Below are 17190 nucleotides of genomic sequence, written 5' to 3' on the forward strand. Positions count from 1 at the left end.
TCGCGCCGCTCCCCGTCCGCTGCCGCTCACTCCTTCGCCGCGCCCATTCCCATGCGAACCGTCCTGCCGTGCGCCCTGGCCCTGCTGACGCTGCTGTGCCTCCCCGCTTCCGCCGCGACGCGCATGCCCGTCATCGACCGCCGCATGGAGCGCCCGGCCTCCATGGTGAACCAGCATGGTCAGGTGGCCGTGCTGGAGCGCACCATCGCGTTCCCCGCGGGCACCAACGCCATCGAGTTCGACTACTTCGTGGACTCGGAGGAAGGGAGGGACTTCCTGCGGGTGTATGTGAATGACTTCTTCAACCCGGTGTGGTCCATGTCCGGACTGAACCGCCGGGGCCGCGCGCGGCTCAACGTGGCCGCCAGCGGCAACGTGAAGGTGCGCTTCGCCTACCAGAAGGACACGGCCGGCACCGAGGGGACGGACACCGCCTGGGTGGATGACGTGGCGGCGTTCTCCTCGGGAGCCCAGGGACGCTTCGAGATCCACCGCTTCGACGCGCCGACGAACACGCTCCCCGTGGGGTGGCTGACGGCGGGCTTCGGTGGCGGATGGCAGCTCACCACTCCCGGGGTCCAGCAGAGCGCCGCGAGGCCGGTGGCGCAGGCGGGGCAGGACGGCAGCGTTTCATACATGGAGCGGACCATCACCTGGAGCCCCGAGCCCTGCACCCCCACCTGCACCCCGTGGAAGGGCGCGCTGGAGTTCGACGCCTTCGTGGACGCGGCGGCGGGAGACTCGCTCAACGTCTACGTCTACGACGTGATGAAGAAGCCGGGCGCGCCGGTGTGGTCGGCGACCGGACGCAACCAGGCCGCGCACGTCCGGCTGAACGTGGGGGTGGGCACGAAGAATGTGCGGTTCGCGTACGTGAAGAACGGCAGCGGCAGCGAGGGCCTGGACACCGCTCGGGTGGACCGGGTGACGGTGCGAGCGGGCTCGGGCCGCGTGGTGGAGGAGCACGACTTCTCCGGGCGCACTCCGGACGTGTCGCCCATTCGCGTGGGCAGCGGCCCCGTGGAGTGGGCGGGGGGTGGAACCCATGGAGGCTGGACGGTGACTCGCGCCACGCCGAATACCTCGTACGTCCCGTCGCAGGAGGCAGGGCTGGCCTGGGCGCCCGGCTGGGCCGTCTTCGCCGAGCCGGTGCTGGATGGCGTGGTGCGGAGTACGGACCTGAAGAACGCCACGCGCTTCCTGGTGGTGGACCGGGGCAACCCGACGCATGCGCCCGCGCAGGTGTCCCTGGTGCACTCGAAGGACACGGGCATGCTGTATGCGTCGATGAAGCTCACGGGCCATGACGCGGCCGCGGGCGAAGAAGGCGGCACGGTGACGCTGTGGCTGGACGACAAGCGGCTCGCCACGCTCCAGGGATACGGGTGCCAGCCCGACACCGCGTCGCCCGGACAGGAGGACCGACGCATCCGCTTCAGCTACACCATCGACCCCGGGGAGACGGTGGGAAAGGTGTTCGCGGAGTCCCAGGGGATGGGGACGTGCGGAGGGAGCTTCGAGGAGGTTCCCGGCTCCGAGCAGTGGCGCTGGAGGGCACGCGTGTCCGAGCCCGCGGACGACCTGGGCACCGTGCATGTGGAGGTGCGCGTCCAGCTCCCGCCGGGGGCGCTCGCCGAGCAGCGCGTGGGACTGGGGTTGAAGCACGAGCCCGAGCACGCCGGGGGCGCGCTCATCCACCTGCCCTTCGCCGACGATGGCGTGGGCCCCACCGATGGCGACGTGCGGAGCTGGGAGACGGTGAACCTCACGTACACGGAGGGAGCCCCCGAGCTGTCGGAGAACCCCTACCCCGCGTGCTGCTACCCCTATCCGAGCCGGCCCGGCATGGCTGGATGGTAGGGCGCGGTAACGTCCGCCCAGAGGTTGATGGTGCTCATTCCGCGCAAGAAGGTCATGGGTCTCTCGTGCTCTGGCCGCGTTCGTTCGCGACCCGGTGACCCTCTCCCCCAAACGTGACAGAGTGGGTCACGTTTGAAGCGCGAACCCGTCACCGACCGCCTGGACCGTGTCCTCGGCCTCCTCGCCTCCCGGCCTTCGTGGACGGCTCCGGAGTTGGCGGAGGAGCTGGGTGTCTGCGTGCGAACCATCCGGCGAGACCTGTCCCGGCTCGCGGCACGCGGCGTCCCCATCGAGTCGGACGCGGGGCGAGGCGGCGGTGTGCGCGTGCCGCCACGGACGGGGCTGGGGCGCGTTCAACTCGACGCCCGGGAAGTACTCGACCTGTTGCTCGCGTTGGCGCTCGCGGAGCGACTGGGCTCGCCGTTGATGCTGTCGACCGTCAAGGGCTTGCGGCAGAAGCTCTCCGCCTCGTTTCCACCGGAGGAGCGCTCGCGGGTGAGCGGGCTGCGCCGGAGGATTTTCGTCGGCCCCATTTCGAGGAACGTCACCGCGACGTGGAAGGCCCCCCGCGCCGCGGTGCTCCGCCCCATCCAGGAGGCGTTCTTCGAGCAACGCGCCCTGGAGCTGACCTACCGCGCGAACGACGTGAGCACGGTGCGCGTCGTGGAGCCGCACTACCTCCTGCTCAGTTGGCCCGCCTGGTTCCTGCTCGTCTGGGACCACCTGCGAGGGGCGGTGCGTATGCTCCGCGTCGACCGCATCGAGTCGGCGCGCCTCACCGGGTCGACGTTCCGCGTGCGAAGCTCGGAGTCGATGCTCGCCACGCTCGGCGACATCTTCGCCGCGCTCTGATGTGAGCCCCACGCCACGGGAACCGCTCACGGCTCCCGTGGCGCGCTTCAGGACCTCAGAGGCAGTCCGTGCAGGGCCGGTTGTCACATCGCTCTCCGGCGCTCCCTGCCCTCTTCTGTCAGGGGGAGGTTCCGATGCCGTCACGTCGTCGTTCGCGGATCTTGAGTTCATGGGGAGTTGTCTTCGCGCTGGGACTCATCACGGCGCCGTTCGCGGGGGCGGCCCCCGGCGTCTTGCAGGAGAGGCCCGCCGCGGACAAGGCGCGGCCCAGGCTGGCGCCGGATACCTCCCTGGAGCGGCTGGTCGTGAAGTTCCACGAGGGCACGCGGGTGCGACTGCGCGGGGGCCGCATGCTGGCGCTCGCCCAGGAGCGCGAGCCCGACGAGCGCGCACGGCTCGCGCGACGGGGCCTGTCGGATGCTCGGTTGGAGGCCGACCTGACCGCGGCGCTCGCACTGCTGGAGCGGGCGCCCCGGTCGGGCGCAGTGGACCGCCTGTTCAAGGAGCAGGAGTCCGTGCTCGAGGAGCGCAAGCGCACCGGAGAGGCGCGTGACGGCCGCCAGCTCGCGGACCTCAACCTGTACTTCGAGGTGCCGCTGGTGCCGGGAACGCGGGAAGCAGACGTGACCAACCTGGTGGAGCGCCTCAACGCGCTGGACAGCGTGGAGGTCGCCTACGCCGAGTCCCGCCCGGAGCCCGCCATGGTGGGCTTCGGGATGGACGCAGCGGTGCGCGGCCTGCTGGCCGCGGCGGACCTTCCTCCCACCACGCCGCTGTACGAGAGCAACCAGGGCTACCTTGATGCAGCACCCACCGGCATCGACGCGCGGTACGCGTGGACGGTGGCCGGCGGCACGGGCGCGAGCGTGCGAATCGTCGACGTGGAGGGCGGCTGGCGCACCACGCACGAGGACATGCCATCCCTCTTCCGCCAGGGCGGCACCCAGGTCAACGACATCAACTGGCGCAATCACGGCACCGCCGTGCTCGGTGAGATGGTCGGCGTGGCCAACGACTATGGTGTGACGGGCATTGCCCATCAAGCCCAGGTCGGCGTGGAGAGCATCGGCAGCCAGAGCCCCGCGAGCGCCATCTCCCAGGCGGCGGCCTCGGCCGGCAGCGGCGGCGTGGTGCTCATCGAATTGCACGCGCAGGGCCCCGCGGACAGCACGCCCTGCACGTGCAACACCACCCAGTGCAACTACATCGCGATGGAGTACTGGCAGGCCAACTACGACGCCATCGCCACGGCGACTGCCAACGGTGTCACCGTGGTGGAGGCCGCCGGCAACGGCAGCGCCAACCTGGACGACGCCGCGTACGGCAACGTCTTCAACCGCAACGTGCGGGACTCGGGCGCCATCGTCGTGGGCGCCAGCACCGCCACCACGCGCGTGCCCATGTGCTGGACCAACTACGGCAGCCGCGTGGACGTCCACGGCTGGGGCGAGCAGGTGGTGACGATGGGCTACGGCGACCTGTTCGCCAGCGGCGAGGACCAGTACTACACGGCGGGCTTCAGCGGCACGTCGAGCGCCTCGCCCATCGTGACGGGCGCAGCCGCCAGTCTCCAGGGAGTCGCTGTCGCCAACGGGTATGGCCCGCTGGCCCCGCGCGACGTGCGGCAGGTCCTTGCCTCGACGGGGACACCCCAGGCGGCCTCCAGCCAGAACATCGGACGCCTGCCGGACCTGCGCCGGGCCATCGACCAACTGAACACCGTGCCTTCCCCGGTCTGCAAAGGCCAGACCCCGCGGGGCGCGACGGGCTGGCAGCAGTACGGCGCCGACGGCATCTACCTGGACGTCAACACGTCGGGCTGCGGCTTCACGTCGACGCCGCTGTACTTCGCATCCATCGGTGGTGCCACCAACCACTGGCTCAGCAATGGCGCCACCGCTATCTACAGCCCGACGCCCACCGGCTTCCGCGTCTACGTCAACTCCCCGGGCATCACCCCCGCCACGGCCAACGCCTGGGGCTGGCACCTCAACTGGAAGGCCGCACCCGACAACCTGCGGCAGCCTTCCCTCTGCACGGGACAGACGGCGTATGGCGCCACGGACTGGCAGCAGTACAGCTCCGACGGCATCTACCTCGACGTGGACACGACGGCCTGCGGCCTCTCGTCGACGCCGCTGTACCTCACGTCCATCGGCGGTGCCACCAACCACTGGCTCACCCGGGGCGCCACCGCCATCTACAGCCCCACGGCCACCGGCTTCCGTGTCTACATCAACTCCCCGGGCATCACTCCCACCACGGCCAATGCCTGGGGCTGGCACCTCAACTGGCAGGCCACGCTGAACGACCTGCGACAGGACTCCCTGTGCACGGGCCAGACGGCCTATGGCGCCACGGCCTGGCAGCAGTACGGCTCCGACGGCATCTACCTGGATGTGAATACCGCGGGCTGCGGCTTCACCTCGGCGCCGCTGTACTTCACGTCCCTCGGTGGCCTCAGTGCCCACTGGCTCGCGAAGGGGGCCAACGCCATCTACAGCCCCACGGCCACCGGCTTCCGCGTCTACCTCAACTCCCCGGGCATCACTCCCGCCCTGGCCAATGGATGGGGCTGGCAGATCAACTGGCACGCCGAGCCCAGGAGCCTGCGTCAGCCCACGCTCTGCAAGGGGCAGTCGGTGTATGGCTCCACCGCCTGGCAGCAGTACGGCACGGATGGCATCTACCTCGACGTGAACACGGCGAGCTGCGGCTTCACCTCGACGCCGCTGTACTTCACGTCCATCGGTGGTGCCACCAACCACTGGCTCGGCAATGGCGCCACCGCCATCTACAGCCCGACGCCCACCGGCTTCCGTGTCTATGTCAACTCCCCGGGCATCACTCCCACCACGGCCAACCAGAACGGCTGGCATCTCAACTGGCAGGCCACGCCGAACAACCTGCGGCAGCCTTCCCTCTGCACGGGCCAGACGGCGTATGGCGCCACGGACTGGCAGCAGTACAGCTCCGACGGCATCTACCTCGACGTGGACACGACGGCCTGCGGCCTCTCGTCGACGCCGCTGTACCTCACGTCCATCGGCGGTGCCACCAACCACTGGCTCACCCGGGGCGCCACCGCCATCTACAGCCCCACGGCCACCGGCTTCCGTGTCTACATCAACTCCCCGGGCATCACTCCCACCACTGCCAATGCCTGGGGCTGGCATCTCAACTGGCAGGCCGTGCCGAGCGACCAGCTTCAGCCCACGCTCTGCACGGGCCAGACGCCGCCGGGTGCGACGGCGTGGCAGCAGTACCTCGCGGACGGCATCTACCTGGATGTGGATACGGCGGGCTGCGGCTTCTCGGCGGCGCCTCAGTACTTCACGTCCATCGGGGGATACGGCAACCACTGGCTCAGCAACGGGGCCAATGCCATCTACACCCCCACGGCCACGGGCTTCCGCGTCTACATCTACGACCCCGGCATCACTCCCGCCGTGGCCAACATGTACGGCTGGCATCTCAACTGGAGTGCGCGGTAGCGCGGCAGGTCCACCGGGCCGTGGCGTGTCGCACGCCACGGCCCGAGAACACGCCGCAGGCCTGGCAGTCAGTGCCCGACGCCGAAGGCGTGTTCTCGCCACGCCCCCTGCGCCGGGCACACACCCGATGCCGTGAGAGCCCCGCGCTACCGGGCGCCGGGGCTGGTGCCCCCGGCCATGCCGTAGCCGAGGTCGCCTGAGCCGGTCCCGCCGAACTTCCACAGCGTGCCGGTGTTCGCCTGGAACGCGATGTCGAAGCCGCTGGACGACCGTGGCGCGATGCTCGGGCTGGTGTTCGCCGCCATGCCGAAGCCGGTGTTCGCCGAACCCGCCGAGCCCGTGTAGAAGAGCGCGCCGGTGTTCGCCTGGAAGGCAATCTGGAACCCGCTGCCGGTCAGGCGGGTGATGCTCGGGCTGGTGTTCGCCGCCATGCCGTAGCCGGTGTTCGCCGAGCCCGCGGAGCCCGTGTAGTAGAGCACGCCGGTGTTCGCCTGGAAGGCAATCTGGAACCCGCCCGTCGCCAGACCGGCGATGCTCGGGCTGGTGTTCGCCGCCATGCCGTAGCCGGTGTTCGCCGAGCCCGCGGAGCCCGTGTAGTAGAGCACGCCGGTGTTCGCCTGGAAGGCAATCTGGAACCCGCCGGTGGTGAGTGTCGTGATGCTCGGGCTGGTGCGCGCCGCCATGCCGTAGCCGGTGTTCGCCGAGCCCGCGGAGCCCGTGTAGTAGAGCACGCCGGTGTTCGCCTGGAAGGCAATCTGATAGCCACCGTTGGGCAGCGCCGTGATGCTCGGGCTGGTGCCCGCCGCCATGCCGTAGCCGAGGTTGGCCGTGCCGGCGGAGCCCCAGGTCCACAGCGCGCCGGTGTTCGCCTGGAACGCGACCTGGATGCCGCCGTTCGTGAGGCGTGTGAGGCTCGGGCTGGTGCCCGCCGCCATGCCGTAGCCGGTGTTGCCCGGGCCGCCGGGTCCGACGACCCACAGCGTGCCGGTGTTGGCCTGGAACGCGATTGGGTAGTCGAGCACCGGGGGCGGCGTCGCGCCCGAGTACAGCGTCTGCAGCGCCGTCACGTCGGTGCTGGTGAACTCGCCGGTCTCGACCGAGCGGAAGCACGAGTTCATGATCGAGCCGCCGACCACGGCCGTCGTCGGCGTGCCCGGGATGTGGATCGCGCCGACGCCGCTGTCGCCCTCGTCGCCGCCGCTGCCGCAGCTGATGCTGCGGTTGTAGTAGTCCGAGTGGCGGAAGCCGATCGTGTGGCCGAGCTCATGGGTGATGACGTGCTCGATCACATCGACGCTGTACTGGCTGAGCAGGCCGCCGATGGTGATCTGCCCGAACGGCTGTCCTCCCGAGGGGAACCCGGCGACGCCGCCGTTCAGGTTCGGGTCGATCACCGCGTTGATGGTGAAGCTGCACCCACTGCTTGGCGTCCGCGCCATCGCGAAGCTGAGCGGGAGCTCGTCGTAGTTCTGGATCGCCAGGTCGAGCGCCGTGCTGAAGGCGCCGGTGAACGTCGAGCCGTTGACGCAGATCTTCGTGATCGCCGCGCCGACGAGGTTCGTCGTGCGGTACTGCTCCTCGATGGTTTCACCCGTCTCGAGCAGCTCGCGCGACGCCGCGAGGGACACCTCCGCGTCCCGTCCGGCGTAGACCTTCCCGTCGACGAGCAGGATGTCGTCGGCCGGGAACCCGGCCTGCTTCAGGTTCTCGATGATCTCCTGCGTCTCGGAGAGCTCGGACTCCTGCGGCTGCTCGGCACAACCGATTGCCAGGGCGCACCACACTGCGACCAGCATTCGAATCTTCATCATGTGCGGCACCTCCTCATCTTCAGCAAGGTGAGTTACTCATGCATCTGTGTTTGAAAATGTCACATCCACGTTGGCGTGAGTCTTCGTGTCGCTGCGGTCGAAGCTCGAGCCAATCAGGCGCGCTCCCCTCTCCTGATAGATTGCATACTTAAACAAGTATTCCGTGTTTATCAAGAATTCTTTGACCCTGAGTCATCCTCGCGTTGAACGCATCCCATGACGGGACGCGCTCCACGGTGCGGACGGTGCAGTCCGAGGTGTCGGCCCCGGGCCATGAGACGGGCGGCAGCTTCTACACCGCCTTTGGCTCGGCGGAGGGACTCCCCATGGGCCGGCCCACAACGTGTTCCGCGCTGCGTCGACGAAGATGCCCGCCGTGCCGACAGCCTGGCCACGCGCGACGTGCAAGGCCGCAGCGAGGCTTGTCAGGACGAAGCCCCGGCTCCTGGGAGCCGGGGCAGCCCGCCTCAGGGCGTGGTGAGGACGCCGCTCACCGTCGTCGCGCCGTACAAGGGAACCCTGTTGAAGCTCACGAGCGGAGCGCTCGACAGGTCCACCCCGGGCGAGGAGTAGGCCGTCAGTCGCAGGACGTAGTCCTTGCCCGGCTGGAGGATGCCGGCGGGCAGCCGCACCGCGCGGGCGGTACCGGGGAGGTGGAAGCGGCCCACGGGGACCGCGAGTGGCTGGGTGCTCTCTGGTAACGGGGCGTCGTACCGGACGAGATTCAGCGTGTAGAGGCTCGGCGTGCCGAGCTCTGGCGGCGTCCAGCTCACGACGGGGCTGCCCTCCAGCCTGCGGGCCACGTACGCGTCCTGCCCGTCGATGGCAAGGCCGCGCGGCGGCGAGATGCGCGGGACGATGGCCCCGGCGACGAGGGCGGACATCCGGTCGGTGGTTTCAATGGAGCCGCCGAGGACAACCGCCGCGCCGTTGGACAGCGTGGTGGGATAGCGGAAGGCATGGCTGGCCCGGCCCAACACGCCCCAGGTGGACGGGTACGGGTTGCCGTAGCTCAGGGGGAGGACAAGGTCCACGGTGGTGCCGCGGGGAGTGAGGAGCTCGAGCAGCTCGCCCGAGGAACCCACCCACCCGTACTCCAGCCCGTGCGCGGCCGGGAACACGCTGAGTTGCGAGCCGCTGGACGTGGCGCCGGGGTGGGCGGCCGAGGCGTAAGCTGCGAAGGCCGACAGGCGCCAGTCGAGCGAGACGTCCGTCATCGGCGCTGGTTGGAACGTCCCCCGCACCTCCAGGGGCGTACCGGCGTCATGGGAGAAGGGGGGAAGCTGGAGGCTGCGTACGACGGTCTCGTAGCCGAGCCTCCCGCCGTCAGGCAGGTGGCCCGCCTCGCGCGTGGCGAACTGGTTCACCCAGGCCCGGTCCCCCCGCTCCGCGATGAATGGGGGAACGTTGAACATGCGCCCCTCGCCAGCGTAGGTGCTCTGCCCCGGACCGAGGCCCGTGTCGAAGTAGAGGTACCCCGTGGAGTCCCCGTCGTTGGAGATGAACTCGAAGGGGACGAAGGGGAACAGGTGGTTGGGCCACTCCGGGGTCGGCGACTCCAGCCCGCTCACGTCGAGGAGGACGGCCACCTGGCCACTCTCGCTCGCGGGGCCCGCGTCGGAACGGCCGAGCAGGTCCAGGGTGAGGTCCACTGCGCGCGCGTCGGTGACGACGTAGTCGAGGCCGCTCTTGAGATAGTAGGAGGTGCCCGCCGGGATGCCGGTGAAGTGGTGGTTCCCGCCGTCCATGGCGGTGCCGTCGATGCGTCGGAGGGACGTGCCTTCGAGGATGAACAGCTCGGGGGGCGCGGAGGTATCGACCACGGTCTCCACCCCGGCGGACGTGTGGTAGCGAAGGCCGCGCTTCACCGTCACCGTGGTGGGGTCGTCCGGCGTCGAGCCGTCCGGGCCTCCTGCGTCGGTGTGCGTCGGCGTGCCGGCGTCGGGTGGAGTGGTGGGCTCGTCATTACACCCCGCCGATGACAGGGATAAGGCGAGCAGGAGCAGCAGGCGTTGCCAGGACATACCCCCCCTCTTTCGTGAAAGATAATCCAGACTAGAATCAGTCAACGCCTCCCCCGCATCGCCCCGCGGGTTCGTCAGCCGCGAGTCGTTGAGTTCTGGACCGTTCGTCTGGACAAGTTTGCTCAGGATTGAGTGGACAGGCGGCCAGTCATTGGACAGGCATGTATCAACGTCTGATGAGTCGTTCCGGAGCGTCCTGGGTATGGGGTTTAGTACTACAGTTGCACTTTGAGCCGAGGATTGCTGCGGCGGTAATGGCACAGTTTGGCAATGGCTTGGTGGCGTCTCCGCCAGCGGCTCCACCGCAGCACAAAGTCCACCGTCGGGCGCATCCTCCAGACGAGCGCCAGCAGCAGACGTCTTATCTCCTGGACAGAGAAGCGAACGAGGAGAGCAGGCCCTGGCGCCTTCGAAACGCGACCATCCGGTTTCTGCGGCGCGGCGGGCCCAGCACTTTTGGGGGAGGCAATAACTCCTCGGTATTGGCCAGCGAGCGCGCGGCGGCCAGGTACGTATGGGCCACCAAGCACAGCGTCATGTGGCGGTACCAGCCGGCGTAGCTGCGCACTTCATAGTCAGCCAGCCCTACCTCGCCCTTGCCCGACTCGAAACACTCCTCCACCGGCCAGCGACTGCCAGCGGCCTTCACCATGGCTTCCAGCGAGGTATTGGCGGGGGTGTGCACCAGGTAATGCGCCACGTCAGTGGCGCATCCACTCCTCGGGCAGGTACAGCTCCCGGTCTATCAGCGCGTGGCCCCGGGGCGTTTCGTAGGCGAGGAAGACTCCCACCTGGCAGTTCTCAATCCGCCCGGCGGTGCCCGAGTACTGGCGTGCCACCCCGGCCGACTTCTCGCCCTTCTTCAAGAAGCCTGTCTCGTCGACCACCAACACGCCGCCCTCGCCGAGCCGCTCGCGTGCGTAGCCCAGGACGTCATCGCGCACGGCCTCCTCGTCCCACCTCGCCCGCAGCAGCAGGTGCTGGAAGCAATACGGCGCGGGCTTGCCAGCCGCCTCGGCCAGGCCCCATGCATTTTTCCTCTCGGCTCGCGACAACAGCGCCTTCACGTAGAGGCTGGCTGCCTCGTGCGCTTCTCGTCGGCGGAAGTGCGGTTCCAGCCATGCGGCGACTCGCTCGAACTCCGCGGCCAGCCTTCTCGCCAGGACCACCTCGTCACGTTCGGCCTCGACCTGTGCCCCATGGGAAACCTCCGGCTACCTCTCCTGTTGGATCAACAGGAGGCCACCCATCAGGTCTTCCGAACTACAACTGTAGTACCAAGTTCCTAACCATCACGTCCACCAGCGCCCACACCTTCCCGCGATACGAACTGCCCGGAATCGACCGCAACCCGCCCGCTTCGTCCTGCCCCGGGCCAACCGCGCCCGTTCTGACCCCGTTCCCGTCGACGTAGCCCAGCAACAGGAAGTCTTCCGGCCTGGGAGGGAGGCGCGGCGCTTCGGCAGGACAGGGACCGCTCGGCGACATGGGACGATTCACGTCGAGCCGAACATCCGTTTCGGCCGGGTCCGTCACGAGCGCGAAGGCGGCCCGTGCCGGTGCCTGTCCGTCCGCGAAGAAGACCGAAAGCTCGTGACGCTCGCCCGGCCGGAGATCCTCCACGGGTTGAATGAGGATCGTGCGCTTGCCTATGTCGAGAACCCGAATCCGCGGCCCATCGCCCGGAACCGCCGCCGTGTCGACCGTGCGCGGCTTCTCGTCAACAGTGAGCGTACTTTCCGCGATCGTCGTCGTCGGGAAGAACAGCAACGTCGGGGCTGCCGCTTCGACGCGAATCTCGGGCAACGGTTCGGCCGGGTTCACGACGACAGCGACCGGCCGCTCTCGCTTCGTGCGCCCGGGGAGGGGTCAAAGCGCTGAGCGACCACCGATCTCCGGGAAGCGCTCATAGGCCCGTTTAAGCGCGTCCAGGTGCGCGGGGTTGTCCAGGTCGAGCGGCACGTCGGTGAGCTGCACAACCCACCCTCCCGATGCCGTGCGCCGCGACCGTGAAAGCAGGTCCGTGTCGCGGGCAGGGTCCGGGAACCCGATCGCTTTCGCGGAAGCGGCAGACCAGTAGTTCAGCCACCCAAGGCGATGCGGAATCTCAGGCGCGCGAATTTCCCTCGAAAGCTTGAGTGCTGGCAGCCCTCGGGGCGGGGACGGTGGCCCGGCCAATGTTGGCGCCGTCTGTTCGGCGATCTCCACCCCCACGTTGAACGGCGTTGCATGTCCCCAGAAACCGCGAGCCCCCTCCCCAATGGCAGCCAACACACCCGCCGCCGCTGAAATGGTGGCGGCGTCCAGGTGCAGTGAACCATGAACTTCCAAATGCGCCCCCCCCCCTGCCGAAAGCCCGTTCGGGTTCTCCCAGGCGGTAATCGTCACTGGGCGGCTTCTGTCATCGTTACAAATGAACGGAAATCCGTTGTCAGTCCTGTCTGCCGCAACCCACTCATCGCGGTGAGGCAACGCAACAAACTCTTCCTTCTCGGAATACGTCCAGTCTAGCCGTAGACCAGGAAGCGCGCTTTCCATGCCATGAACGATAGCGAGGGAGCGATTGTCATCGCGTCCGAGCGCAGGCGCATAAACAATGATGCCGAGTTCATCAGGGAAGACTGACATATTAGCACCAGTCCATCACTACGACGTCAAGGTTGGGATCCAGCCGCTTAAGTGCAGCCTTGTGAGCGGCACTTCGCACACCAACGACAAAGTTATATCCACAAGCCTCTGCAAGCCTTTTCTCGCGTTGCAATTCCGGCAGCTTCACTCGGGCAAAAAACTGCTGGGAGTGCAGGTTATGTTTGTCGAAATTGTCAGTCTTGATGTCCCATAGAGTCCGCGTAACAAGCACCAGCGCATCGAATTGCTTGCCATTGACAAGCACGTCCCAGCCGGGGAAGCTGTTCTGCGGAATGAGGTCGGCGCAGTCGTCGTGAGGGTCATTGCCGCCACGATGCGACACCGGGACGGGCCGGCACTCAGGGCGGCGCTCTCGGTCCAATGGCTCGGTCGGTCCTGGAGGGAACCAATCCTGCCCTGCTGGCTCGGGCTCGGGCTTGCGATTCGCGGAGGGCTCCTGCTCATTGGAGGGCCGCGTTTGGGTCTCGGGCTTCGCACGCTCACGGGATGCCCTTCGATATGCATCCAACTCCTCTTTGATGGCGACTGCCACCACGACTGCGCCAGCGACAATCACGGCCCCAACGACTATCTCGGGTGCTATCAGAATGCAGACGCCCAACCCCAAGGTCGCAGCACCGGCAGAGGCGACAGAGCATCTTCCCGTGACATCGCGAAACTCGATCCGGTCATGGTCGAGCGCGTGATAGCACCGCTCCACAAGCACGGCCCATTCGTTGGATGCCTCCCGCACCACGCATCGCCCCCCATCCGCCCACGGCAGCGTCGCCGCTCGCTGGAGGTTGGCGATCCTCGGGTTCCGGACTGCTGGGCCTTTCGGGCTCGGCGCCGACGTAGCACAGGCTGAGAGAAAGAGCAGAAGTGCGGCGCAGGCGCGGAGTCGCATGGTCACATCCTTCAATCAGGCCAGGGGGTTGTGGGTCAAGGCGGGCCTGTTCTGGGGTATGACAGCACGCTCTGACGCCTACGGTGCTCGGAGCGCGCCGGAGTGCGGCACGAAGATGCATGGCGACAAGGCGTACGCCTCGCGGAAGAACCGTCGAGAACTACGTCGGCGCGGCATCGCTCCTCGCATCGCTCGCCCTGGCATCGAATCGAAAGAGCGACTGGGGCGACATCGCTGGGTGGCTGAGCGAACGAACGCGTGGAAGAATCGGCTGCGTCGCCTGCGGGTGCGCGATGAGCGGCGGGACGATATCCACTTCGGCTTCCTCGTGCTGGGCTGCTGCCTCATTCTCTTCCGAGGCCTTCAAACCTGACTTTTGTTAGGCGCTCTTACCTGCCAAGGCAGGCTTCTTGCTCCCGCAGGGAAAACACGACAGACATCCCCATGAAACATCTCAAGCTTGAGCTCCAGGTGCGTCACGTCGTGGGTGCATGGCGCCGTCTCGCTCGTCCTCTTCGTGCCGCAGGTGGGCCGCAGCCGAGAGCTGAAGAGCGAAGTGCGCGCTATTGCTTCGCCATCGACGGGCCCTCGCTGAAGGCGGTGCTGGAGCACCTGGGCCTGCCCACATACGCCTCGAGAAATAGACACCCATGCCTCGGGGCTCCCGCATGCGAGCGGGAGCCCCGGGACGCTCAGGTCACGGCGTGTAGAGCTCCGTGGAGGCGAGCCCCAGGCCCGAGCTGTTGGTGCCTCCCACCGCCAGCACCTTGCCCGACGGCAGGGTGCTGAGCGTGAAGTGGTTGCGCACCGCCAGCATGCTGGTCGTGGCGCTCCAGGTGCCGGTGGCCGGGTCGTACAGGCTCGCGCTGGACAGGAATTGCGTCGTGGTGCTGCCGCCAATCTTGTTCAGGCCCCCCGACACCAGGATGGCGCCCGAAGGCAGTGCGGCGGCGGCGTGGCCGTGGCGCGGGCTGCTCATCGTGCCCGCGGACGACATGGTGCCCGCGCTGAACAACTCGGCCGCAGAGACCGAGTAGTGGCCGGGGAGCTTGCCGCTGCCGGCCAGTCCTCCCACGATCAGCGCATTGCCGGAGGGCAGCAGGAGCGACAGGTGCCCGCTGCGCCCCGTGGCGAGGCTTCCTGTCGTGGACCAGGTGCCGGTGACCGGGTCGTACAGCTCCGCGCTGTTGATCCGGAACAGGGAGGTGAAGACCATGTAGAGGCCGCCGCTGACGAGCACCTGCCCGTTGCCGAGCTGCACGGCGGAGTGGTCCATGCGTCCCGCGGCGAGGCTGCCCGTGGCGGACCAGGTGCCGGTGGCCGGGTCGTACAGCTCGCAGCTGGTCAGGTAGACGCCACCATTGCCACGGCCGCCCGTGACGAGGACCTGTCCCGAGGACAGCAGGGTCGCGGTGAAGTTGGTGCGCAACGTGGCGAGGCTGCCGGTGGCAGTCCACGTCCCCGTGGCCGGGTCGTACAGCTCCGCGGTGGTGGTGGTGCCGAAGGTACCTCCGATGACGAGCACCTTGCCCGACGCCAGCAGGACGGCGACGTGGGCCGAGCGGGCCTGCGTCATGCTCCCCGTGGCGGACCAGGTGTTGGTGGCCGGGTCATAGAGCTCCGCGCTGGCAAGGTAGCTGGTCGTGCCCGGGTCGCCGCCGGCCACCAGCACCTTGCCCGACGGCAGGACGGTGGCGCTGTGGTCGAATCGGGCCGTGGACATCGACGCGGCGGAGCTCCAACTGGCGAGGGCCTGACGCTCGGTGGCCACTTCGACCGCGGCGGAGGGCCCCGTCGGCTCCTGGTCGTGGTTCGGGCCGGGACCGCAGGCCGCGCTGGCAAGCAACAACAAGATGGATGGGAAGGCGGATGCGAAGGAACGCGTCATGGATTGCCCCTTTGGAGCGAAGCCCTGCCATGGCAGGAAGGTCCTTGTCATGTCCGGGCGTGATCGCCAGCTCACGCGAAGGTGGAAGCCTTTCCAACCCTCACGGGCCGGCGACGCGCATCCTTGTCACCGACAACGGGAGACTTCAAGCACGCACGTCAACACCCGGGCAGCGCCGCCATGCCCAGCGGGAGATCGGCCGTCACCTGCCAGAACGTCACGAAGGGCCACCACACCCTCTCCCCCAGGACGTCTCCGCCCCGGGCTCCCGCAGCCAGTCCGGTCGCTTCAGTAGGAGGTCTGGGCTCCACCAGATGCCTCCGCCGGTCCTGAGCAGGAGGCGCTGTATCAGCACCATGTGCCAGGGAAGTGCCTGTCCATCCAGCCCTTGAACTCAGCAGTGACCTTTACCGCAGTGGAGGGACTCCGGTGAGCCCTGCTGAAGGGCGCACCGGTCCAACGAACACTGGCTACTGAAACGACACAGCTGCCATTCGCCTGACACCTGAACGCAGACGCATCCCCAATCAGTGCAGAAGGCGGGACCATGACACACTTCACTTCCTGGACAGGAACAAAGCGTGACCCATCGAACGTGGAGCTGGCTCCTGGCTCTTGCTCGCCTCCACTGGGACCATCGTGTTCTGCGAGGTGCGTAACGCCCATTCGGAGCCCGTTGGGTGCTACTACAAGCACAACAACACGAAGCTGCGTTGCGCGAGCTGCCAGAACACGAATGACTGCGTGGCCGCAGCGAAACGCGCCTGTGGGCCGTGAGCGCCTTCCCGGCTCCTCTCTGGACCGCGCCCGGACGCGCCGGATGACCGGCCCGCCGGGTCGATTCCCGCTCACGAGCTCAGGGACAGCTTCTAGGGCACGTAGACGGTGTTGATGCCCGGAGCCGCCGGGTCATAGAGCGCGACGATGACGTCGCGGCTGGGAAGGAAGTCGAACTCGGACGCGCTGTCCAGGGAGAGACAGCCCTCATACCGCTCGCCACGCACGATGAAGCTCCAGCGCAGCTCCGTGGGCGGCGGCCCCTGCTTGCGCACCGGCTTTCCGTCGCCGAAGTACGTCACCCGCGCGAGAATCGGGATGCCCACGCGGGCCGCGCGCGACTCACGGTGGTTGGCCCGCACGACGAACAACAGGCCCACGGCGCCCGCGAGGGGGAACAACAGCGCGAGCCCTCCCAGGCGCCCCATGGGGGTGAGGGTGGTGCCGCGGATACGGGCCTGGTCTCCGCGCCGCTCGAGGACCACGCGCTGGCCGGGCTGAAAGCTGCCGCCCGGCTCGCAACTGCGCCCCACCAGCGTGCCGTCCTCCGAGTGGAAGCGCGCGCAGTACACGGGCGGGCGGGACCTGCGCTTGCGCATCCCCACCTCGACCGAGTCGACGACGCCGGGGACATCGAAGGACTGCAGGTCCAGCAGCAGGTCCCCCACGGCACGAGGGGACTGGAAGAAGACACAGATGAGCCCACCGGCAAGCAGGAAGAAGAGGCTGCCGTAGAGCATGACGCGCTGGGGGCCCGCGAAGGCGAGCACCAGGCGCCGGGCCTCCTTCGAGGGCACGCGCGGCGCTCTCGGCACGCTCGCGAGCAGGCCACGCGCCCGCTCGAGGTCGTCGGACAGCACATCGGCGAAGGTGGCTCGGTTGTTCTCGGGAGGCGGGCCGGACAGTGGGTGCGAAGACATGGGCCGCCATTAGACCAGACCTTGGCGGC

10 protein-coding genes and 2 pseudogenes are annotated in these 17190 nt (G+C 67.9%); 4 read left to right on the forward strand and 8 right to left on the reverse strand.

Annotated features, from left to right (window positions below):
* Window positions 1-51 precede the first annotated feature (51 nt).
* The 3 genes from ACVTJA_RS29475 (at window position 52) to ACVTJA_RS29485 (ending at window position 6206) form a co-directional block, all read left to right on the forward strand.
* Window positions 52-1860: a hypothetical protein gene (locus ACVTJA_RS29475; RefSeq protein ID WP_465824661.1), complete on the forward strand. Its 1809-nt coding sequence runs from the start codon at window positions 52-54 to the stop codon at window positions 1858-1860.
* A 132-nt stretch (window positions 1861-1992) separates the two neighbouring features.
* The gene (locus ACVTJA_RS29480; protein ID WP_465824664.1) at window positions 1993-2712 is read left to right on the forward strand and encodes a helix-turn-helix transcriptional regulator; all 720 of its coding nucleotides are present in this window, start codon (window positions 1993-1995) and stop codon (window positions 2710-2712) included.
* 161 nt (window positions 2713-2873) lie between these two features.
* Window positions 2874-6206 carry a S8 family peptidase gene (locus tag ACVTJA_RS29485; protein WP_465824667.1) on the forward strand — a complete coding sequence of 1111 codons (3333 nt, stop codon included), beginning with the start codon at window positions 2874-2876 and terminating at the stop codon, window positions 6204-6206.
* 146 nt (window positions 6207-6352) lie between these two features.
* Here the strand turns inward: ACVTJA_RS29485 and ACVTJA_RS29490 are convergent, their stop codons facing one another.
* From ACVTJA_RS29490 to ACVTJA_RS29515, 6 genes and pseudogenes are all read right to left on the reverse strand, one after another.
* Complete coding sequence (locus tag ACVTJA_RS29490) at window positions 6353-8017, reverse strand: M57 family metalloprotease (RefSeq protein WP_465824670.1); 1665 nt, start codon at window positions 8015-8017, stop codon at window positions 6353-6355.
* Between the two features lie 467 nt (window positions 8018-8484).
* Window positions 8485-10041 carry a hypothetical protein gene (locus ACVTJA_RS29495; protein WP_465824672.1) on the reverse strand — a complete coding sequence of 519 codons (1557 nt, stop codon included), beginning with the start codon at window positions 10039-10041 and terminating at the stop codon, window positions 8485-8487.
* A gap of 361 nt (window positions 10042-10402) precedes the next feature.
* Window positions 10403-11210, reverse strand: a pseudogene (locus ACVTJA_RS29500) (IS701 family transposase).
* Window positions 11211-11304: 94 nt separating this feature from the next.
* Complete coding sequence (locus ACVTJA_RS29505) at window positions 11305-11865, reverse strand: DUF2381 family protein (protein WP_465824673.1); 561 nt, start codon at window positions 11863-11865, stop codon at window positions 11305-11307.
* A 45-nt stretch (window positions 11866-11910) separates the two neighbouring features.
* The gene (locus ACVTJA_RS29510) at window positions 11911-12669 is read right to left on the reverse strand and encodes a DUF5953 family protein (RefSeq protein ID WP_465824675.1); all 759 of its coding nucleotides are present in this window, start codon (window positions 12667-12669) and stop codon (window positions 11911-11913) included.
* Window position 12670: 1 nt separating this feature from the next.
* Complete coding sequence (locus ACVTJA_RS29515) at window positions 12671-13576, reverse strand: DUF6310 domain-containing protein (RefSeq protein ID WP_465824677.1); 906 nt, start codon at window positions 13574-13576, stop codon at window positions 12671-12673.
* Window positions 13577-13688: 112 nt separating this feature from the next.
* On the opposite strand from ACVTJA_RS29515, the pseudogene ACVTJA_RS29520 reads away from it, so the two are divergent.
* Window positions 13689-13949: pseudogene (locus ACVTJA_RS29520) on the forward strand (transposase); the annotation flags it as partial.
* Between the two features lie 324 nt (window positions 13950-14273).
* On the opposite strand, the gene ACVTJA_RS29525 reads toward ACVTJA_RS29520, so the two are convergent.
* Window positions 14274-15464: a Kelch repeat-containing protein gene (locus ACVTJA_RS29525; RefSeq protein WP_465824678.1), complete on the reverse strand. Its 1191-nt coding sequence runs from the start codon at window positions 15462-15464 to the stop codon at window positions 14274-14276.
* Window positions 15465-16333: 869 nt separating this feature from the next.
* Window positions 16334-17161, reverse strand: coding sequence for a hypothetical protein (locus ACVTJA_RS29530; protein ID WP_465824682.1), 828 nt, complete (start codon window positions 17159-17161; stop codon window positions 16334-16336).
* Between the last annotated feature and the right edge of the window lie 29 nt (window positions 17162-17190).

This window comes from Pyxidicoccus sp. M6, assembly GCF_055568925.1.